Source organism: Mycobacterium sp. (assembly GCF_044370595.1).
GTDB lineage: Bacteria > Actinomycetota > Actinomycetes > Mycobacteriales > Mycobacteriaceae > Mycobacterium.
In genome coordinates this window covers 1-5,895 of sequence record NZ_JBILVF010000186.1, presented here as the reverse complement: position 1 = coordinate 5,895, position 5,895 = coordinate 1, and the positions used below count along the sequence as shown (strand labels likewise).

General features: G+C 67.7%; 4 protein-coding genes. 2 read left to right on the top strand and 2 right to left on the bottom strand.

Features of this window, described 5'->3' with window-relative positions; translation table 11 throughout:
• Together ADBZ5N_RS16910 and ADBZ5N_RS16905 are read left to right on the top strand one after the other, a co-directional pair.
• Positions 1-2,514 (top strand): cadherin-like domain-containing protein (locus ADBZ5N_RS16910; RefSeq protein ID WP_526259415.1); only part of this gene is annotated, 2,514 nt, incomplete at its 5' end.
• A 17-nt stretch (positions 2,515-2,531) separates the two neighbouring features.
• Positions 2,532-4,193, top strand: coding sequence for an amidohydrolase (locus ADBZ5N_RS16905; RefSeq protein ID WP_526259413.1), 1,662 nt, complete (start codon positions 2,532-2,534; stop codon positions 4,191-4,193).
• 1 nt (position 4,194) lies between these two features.
• Here the strand turns inward: ADBZ5N_RS16905 and ADBZ5N_RS16900 are convergent, their stop codons facing one another.
• Together ADBZ5N_RS16900 and ADBZ5N_RS16895 are read right to left on the bottom strand one after the other, a co-directional pair.
• Positions 4,195-5,202, bottom strand: coding sequence for a class I SAM-dependent methyltransferase (locus tag ADBZ5N_RS16900; protein ID WP_526259411.1), 1,008 nt, complete (start codon positions 5,200-5,202; stop codon positions 4,195-4,197).
• A gap of 27 nt (positions 5,203-5,229) precedes the next feature.
• Positions 5,230-5,895, bottom strand: a 666-nt coding sequence (locus tag ADBZ5N_RS16895) for a DUF389 domain-containing protein (RefSeq protein WP_526259409.1), incomplete at its 5' end; no start/stop codon positions are given.

Below are 5,895 nucleotides of genomic sequence, written 5' to 3'. Positions count from 1 at the left end.
CCGGTGATCGCCAATGTGATTCTCAGCGTGCCGAATTCAACCAGCGGCGCGGTGACGGGAACCGTCACCGCCTCGGATCCGGACGCCGACAGAATCACCTACCGAGCGACAACGTCGGCCAAGGGCACGGTGTCGATCACCACCGCCGGGGTGTTCACCTACACCCCTACCCCGACCGCCCGGCATGCCGCCGCCAGACCCGGTGCCACCGCCGCCGTAACCACCGACACCGTCACCGTCACCGTCACCGACGCCAAGGGGGCGGCAACCAGTCGCGCGGTAACCGTCCCGATCGTGCCGAAGAACAGCGCCCCGACCGCGACCAAGACCGTGGGTGCCCCCAACACCACCACCGGCGTTGTCACCGGCAAGATCACCGGCGCCGACGCAGACAAGGACCCGCTGACCTACACCGCCACCGCACCGGCCAAGGGCACGCTCAGCCTGACCGCCGGCACCGGGGCGTTCACCTACACCCCGACGCCCACCGCCCGGCACGCCGCGGCGCGGATCGGCGCCGCCGGGGGGAAGTCCGACAGCTTCACGGTGACCGTTGCCGACGGCTACGGCGGATCGCTGGCGGTACCGGTCACCGTCGCGGTCAGCCCGGCCAACAGCGCGCCCACCGCCACCGCCACCATCGCCAAACCCGACCCGGTCAGCGGAGTCGCCAAAGGCTCCGTCAGCGCCGCCGACGCCGACAAGGACGCGTTGAGCTATCGCGCCTCCGCGCCGGCTAACGGGGCGGTCAGCGTCAATGCCGACGGTAGCTTCGCCTACACCCCGACCGCCGCGGCGCGCACCGCCGCCCGGACGTCGACCACGGTCAAGACCGACACCTTCACCATCACCGTCACCGACGGCTATGGCGGCAGCAGAGCCGTCGGCGTCACCGCAACCATCGCCCCGGCCAACTCCGCCCCGCTCGCCGGAAGCCTCACTGCGACGGTCAATCCGACCACCGGTGTGGTGAGCGGCACCGTCAACGCCGTTGACCCGGACACCGACCCGCTGACCTACACCGCCGCCACCGTCTCCACGCTCAAAGGGACCGCAACCGTCACCGCTGCAGGCGCTTTTACCTACACCCCGACAGCCACCGCGCGCCATACCGCAGCCCGGGTCACCGCCACTCCCGCCGACAAGACCGACACTTTCGCGGTGAAAGTCACCGACAAGTACGGGGCTGCCACCACCGTCGCGGTCGCGGTACCGGTCGCTCCGGCCAACGCCGCCCCCGTCGCCGGTGTGACCACCGTCGGCGCGGCCGACCCGATCACCCGGGTGGTCACCGGGACCGTGCGCGCCACCGACAAAGACAACGACGTCCTGACCTACACCGCCCCGGGCGGTGCTCCCAACGGCAGCGTCGCCGTCAACGCCTCATCAGGGTCGTTCACCTACACGCCCAACGTGACCACCACCGCATCCGGCGACGCCTTCACCGTCACCGTCTCAGACGGGCACGGCGGTGCCGTGGCGGTACCGGTGACGGTGACTTTCGGCGGTGTCGCACAGCCGGGGCTGTCGACGTTCTGCGGGTGCACCCTGATGCCGGCCGACTCGGTCTTCCACGCCGACGTGACTTCTCTTGCGGTGCTTGCCAAGTCCGCCACCTGGACAACCCTGTTGGGCGGCAACCTGTTCGCCGCCTGGGGCGGAGATCCGTGGATGGGCAACACCGCCGGGATGCCGGTCAACACCGTCAGCGCCACCCGGGCCGGGGAAAAGGTGGTCTTCAACCGGGGCTACTCGACCAGCGGACCCAGCATCGACGACAGCCTCTACGCGATCCCGGACTATCCCTTGGTAGAGGGGATGCCGTCGGCCCCGGCGTGGGACCGTCACCTGCTGGTGTTCCAGGAAGGCACCTGCATCTCCCAGGAGCTCTACAACGTCGCCAACGGGGTGGAGCTACCGGCTGCCAATCTTGGCGATGCCCTGGCCAATTCGATCTATGCCAACACCTACGGCTCGGCCTGGATCGCCGAGGCCGGTGTGCGCATTGACATGAACTCGGCGCTGTACCCGGCGGCCGGCTGGGCCAACGCCTCGCGGCTGCCCTACCTGCCGCTGATCCTGCGCCCCGACGACCTGGCCCGCGGCTCGATCGACCACATGCTGGGGATCACCATCGCCAAGGACCGCGGGACCGGACACACCTGGCCGGCCCGTGCCGGTGACGGCACCGGCACCAACCCCGACGGGGTGCCGATGGGCACGGTGTTCCGATTGCGGGCCGATTTCGACATCTCCACATACGCTCCGTCCACCCAGGTGGTTCTGCGGGCGCTGCAGAAGCACGGCGCGGTCGTGTACGACTCGAACAGCCCCGGACAAAACGGCGCAACCCTGCTGGCGATGAGCAACGGCTGGACCGGAACCGGCTACCAGAGGGCCCAGCAACAGCTGCGCACCGTCCCGCTGAGCGCCTTCGAGGCCGTCGACGTACTCAGCCTGGCCGCCGACCCGGCCGCCGGATGGGCGATCCACTCCACCGCCAGACAGGCCTGAGCGTGAGCGTTTGCTGAATGACACCCGAAACCGTTGCTGCAGAACAGCACTCACCAGTCGTCTACCACAACGGCACCATTCTCACGATGGAGGGCGATGCGCCCGCCTCTGTTGACGCAGTCGCCGTCAAAGACGGACTCATCGCCCGCGTCGGCACCAAGGACCAAGCGCTCGCGGCAGTCCCCGGCGCGCGGCAGATCGACCTCGAGGGCCGCACGATGCTGCCCGGATTCATCGACACCTGGGGTCATTTCACCCTTTTCGCCCAGCAGACGCTGGGGGTCAACCTCGCCTACTTCAGCGATGCGCCTCCGCGCAACAAGGCCGACGTCCTCGCCGCGCTGAAGAAGGCGACGCCGTTCAACGGCTGGATCATCGGCTACGGCTACTACGCCGGGTTGCTGTCCGACGGGCCGCTGACACTGGAAGACCTCGACACGGCCCTACCGGAGAGCCCGGTGCTGATCTGCACCCTGTCCACCCTGACCGGACAACTCAACAGCGCCGGTATCGCCAAACTCGGCCTCACACCGCAGACGACGCCCGCTCAGCCCGGCGAGATCGTCAAGGATCCCAAGACCGGCACGCTCACCGGCGAACTGCTGTTCGCGCCGTTCCTGGCTGCCCGGGCCGCCGCCGTCGGCGCTTACTCGCAACAGCAGGCTTTGCAGACCTTCAGGACGGCGCAGGCGCTGCTGGCCCGGCAGGGCTACACGACGGTCCAGAGCTACCAACTCCTGCCCGAGGAGATCGCCAACCTGCGGGCTGCGTTCGACCAGGGTGTCATTTCGCTGGATGTCATCGGTATGCCGTCGATCTCCGATGCCGTGTCGGCGAAGATCGTCGAGGACGCCGACTGGACCTGGGGCGCCTACAGCCACGGCGATCGCGGCCTGAAGATCCCCGGCTACCAGGTGGCCACCGATGCGGCTCCCCAACTGCGACTCGCGGCGTTCACCGCGCCCTATTCCGACACCACCGGGTTCCCGGATGGCTGGAAGGGACTGCTGCTCGGCGCAGAGATGGTCGAACGGTGGGTCACCTACGCCTACGAACATGACATCCAACTGTTCGCCTACAGCAACGGTGACGCCGGGATCGACCTGAGCCTGGCCGCCATCGCCAAGGCGATCGCGGCGACGGGTTCGTCAGGGGACCGCCGCACGAGCGTTGCGCACTCCTACTTCGTGCGGCCCGATCAGCTTGCGGCCTACCGCAAGTACGACCTCGGGGCGTCGATGATGCCGCCGCACCTGATGCTCTACGGCGATGCGCAGATGACCCTGCTCGGAGCACAGCGGGCGACGCTGGAGTCGCCACTGGCATCGGCGTTCGCGTCGGGGATCAACACCACGCTGCACTGCGACTGCCCCTCGGCCTCGCCGAACATGATGGAAGCCATCGGCACTGCGGTGACTCGCGCCACCTTCAGCGGCCGGGTCCTGGGCCCGGAGGAACGGGTGAGCCCCTACACCGCGCTGCTGGGGGCCACCCGAAACGCGGCCTACTCCTATCGTGAGGAGGCCGTCAAGGGGACGATCACCGCCGGAAAGATCGCGGACCTCGTTGTGCTGGAGGCCAATCCGCTCACCGTCGCGCCCGAGGAGATCAAGGACATCGCCGTGGCCGAGACGATCAAACGCGGGGCCACCCTCTACCGGCGTCAGAGCACGGCCTGACTCAACTCACCCGACGGATCTGGGTCACCCACTGCGGTTGGACCACGCTCCACATCCCGGTCCGGGGGCCCTCGGTCTCGATGCGTAGGCCGACCTCTTCCGGCCGGTCGCGCAGGGTCTTGGCGGCGCTCTCGAACTTCTGCGTGCCGGTATGGCCGGTCAGCACGCTGATGTTCGCCAATGCCAGCAGATCGGCCAGGGTGTGACCGTACATCCGGCTTTCCTGCCGAACCGCCTCGACCTCGACCGCGATGTCCGCCGCCCGGACTGCCTCGGCGAGTCCGCCACCGCCCTCGGACGCCGGGGCAAAGAGGCGCCGTCGCTCCTCGACAGCGGCCGAATAGCGGTCGTCGTCGCCGGTGTGTCCGCCGGAGTCGATGAACGAGCGCAGCACCGCTCCGCTGTAGGCGGTCGCCTCGTCGGTGACGACGTTGAAGTACGCACCACCCGGCTTCAGGAACCGCAGTATGGCCACCAGACTGCGCGCCACGTCGGTGGCGTAATAGATCATGTGCAGACCCAACGCCAAGTCGATGCTGCCCTCCTCCGGCAAAACCCCAGCGCTGCCGGTGGCCTCACCATCGAGTGCCTCAAGGCCGATAGGCACGGCGACGCCGACGCGAAGGTGGGGTTGACGCTCCAGGAAGGCTTGGTAGGCAGCCAGATACGTGGGATTGGGCTCCGCGATCGAGACCGTTGTTCCGGCCGGCACTGCGTCGGCGACGTTGGCGAAGGTCTGACCGTCCCCGGCGCCGATATCGAAGATCCGGCCACCGGCGGGCACGTGCTCGGTCAAGGATCGTCGCAACAGCGGGACGAACAAGTCCCGCTGGTCGGTTCCCAACATCAGCACGCGGCCCAGCGGATCCGGTTTGAGCACCCGGGCGAACGCGTTGTGGTAGCACCGGTGCGCATCGAGTCCCTCGAACTCGTTGCAGACGATCTGCACAGCGTCGTCCAACTGGGGCGAAAGATCCCGCGCCATGGCCTGGTTGATCTGAATCGGCATCGTTTGTGCTCCCGAACCGGGTTCTCGTCACAACATCCGTTTGGGGCGCGTCATGGCCTTGGACCGGCGTATCGACACCCTCGACCAAACGTACTGCTGCAGGGCCAACGCCGCCCAACCGGCCAGTGCCATCCCGGCGATGTTCACCAGCAGTTGCAGCGCGCTTGACCAGATCTCGTAGCCCGCCCCGAAGGCGATGCCCAGTGCGATGTTGCCGGCGGCGGGCACCGTCGTCACCGAGATGAAGACGCCCGCCAGACCTCCGGATCGCGACGAGGTGAGCGACAGAACGCCGGCTGTGCCCGCGATGACCGCGACGATGAACGACCACTTGTCAGGGCTGTAGATGAACTCCGTCGCCGGCCGCGGGCCGGTCACGTCGTCGAGGGTGATCCAGCCCAGCGCCCGCCCGAGTAGGGCGAAGACCGTTGTGACAACGATGGCGGCGACGAATCCGAGGATCAGAGTCCGGACCGCGTGCCCGAGCAGGGCGTATCGCCGGCGGACAAGGGCGACGCCGAGTGCGGCCACGGCACCGAATTCCGGACCCAGAACCATCGCGCCGATGACCAAAATCTGTGAGTCCAATACGATGGCGATCGCGGCGATCACCGTCGCCAGTGACATGAAACACAGGTAAGTCCAATTCAGTTCGGACTCCTCATACGAGCGCTGGGCGACGTCGGCCCAGAC